We start from the raw sequence: 1645 nt of genomic DNA on the forward strand, positions 1-1645 counted from the left end.
TAAAGTGGTGACAGTGCTATCAGCAGCGCGACTGAAACTACTAGGCGCATTCATGGCAGTTCCACCTTGAGTTAATAAGTCGATTTTATCACTATTGATGGCAAAATCTGTGATACTATCGCTTGCGGATATGGTAGATTGACCAAATTGGAAGATGAAAGTATCTGCACCTAAACCACCGGTTAAAGTATCAATTCCCGCACCTCCATTGATTTGATTATTGCCACTATTTCCGGTGATATTATTGTTACTGGCGTTACCTGTACCGTTAATATTATTACTGCCAATTAGTCTGAGGTTTTCGACATTGTTGGGTAAGGTGCGAGTAATTGCGCTTTGTAGGGTGTCAGTAATAATTACTTGTCCAATTGCTTCGTCGGGATTGATGGTAGCATTAACCGGATTGGAGAGGGTGACGGTGAAGACTTCATCAGGTTCATTGAGGTTATCATTGAGGAGGGGAATGCTAATAGTAGCGGTGGCAGTATTAGCAGCAATGGTGATAGTTCCGGTTTTGCTAGTGTAATCTACATCGGCGGTAGCATCAATGGGCCCAGTGGTATAGTTGAAGGTAATTGGTTGTGGATTGGGGTTATCAACTGTGACGGTGAGGATGGCATTATTATCTAAGCCTTCGACCACGGTAATATTATTGATGGAGAGTTGGGGAAAGTCGTCATTCGTAATTGTCCCCGTCACTGGGGTGGTGGTCCCAACTGTATAACCAGTACCCGCAGTAAGAGTTAAAGCAACAGTTTCATTACTTTCAATAGTTGTGTCAGCAGTGGGGTCAACTGTTACCGTCGCAGTGGATGAACCAGCAGCAAAGGTGACTGTATTGGTAGTCCCTGTACGAGTGTAGTCGGTATTAAGGGTAGCTGTCCCTCCGAGGGTGTAATTGACGGTTAAGGGATTAGTGGTTACTCCGGTACGGGTGAAGGTATAAACCAGATTTGTTGTACCATCTTCGGTAACGCTTGCGGGAGCAACTGCAAGAGTAATACTGGGAAGGGTGACATCATCATTGGTAATTGTTCCCATCACTGGAGTAGTCGTACCTATCGTATAACCTGTCCCGGTCGCGAGGGTTAAAATGACGGTTTCATCGGGTTCAACTGTTGTGTCAGCAGTGGGGTCAACTGTTACCGTCGCAGTGGATGAACCAGCAGCAAAGGTGACAGTATTGGTAGTCCCTGTACGAGTGTAGTCGGTATTGAGAGTCGCTGTCCCTCCGAGGGTGTAGTTGACAGTTAAAGGATTAGTGGTTACTCCGGTACGGGTGAAGGTATAAACCAGATTTGTTGTACCATCTTCGGTAACACTACTGGGAGAAACCGCTAGGGTGACATTGGTATCATCATTGGTAATTGTCCCAGTCACTGCGGTAGTTGTCCCAACTGTATAACCTGTCCCCGCAGCGAGAGTTAAAGCAACAGTTTCATTACTTTCTACTGTGGTATCAGCAGTGGGGTCAACAGTTACGGTAGCAGTGGATGAACCAGCAACGAAATTCACTGTCCCTGTTGCACTGGTGAAAGTTGCTGCACCGGTTTGAGTGTAATCTGTGCTAAATGTCGCTGTTCCCCCAACTGTATAATTTACTGTCAAAGCATTTGTTGTTACTCCTGTACGGGTGAAGGTATAG

Annotated in this window: 1 protein-coding gene; it reads right to left on the minus strand. The window is 45.7% G+C overall.

Features of this window, described 5'->3' with window-relative positions; all coding sequences use genetic code 11:
* On the minus strand, positions 1 to 1645 hold a 1645-nt coding region (locus O9295_RS14015; protein ID WP_288033407.1), incomplete at both ends, for a Calx-beta domain-containing protein.

This window comes from Microcystis sp. LE18-22.4A, assembly GCF_027531105.1.
Taxonomy (GTDB): domain Bacteria; phylum Cyanobacteriota; class Cyanobacteriia; order Cyanobacteriales; family Microcystaceae; genus Microcystis; species Microcystis aeruginosa.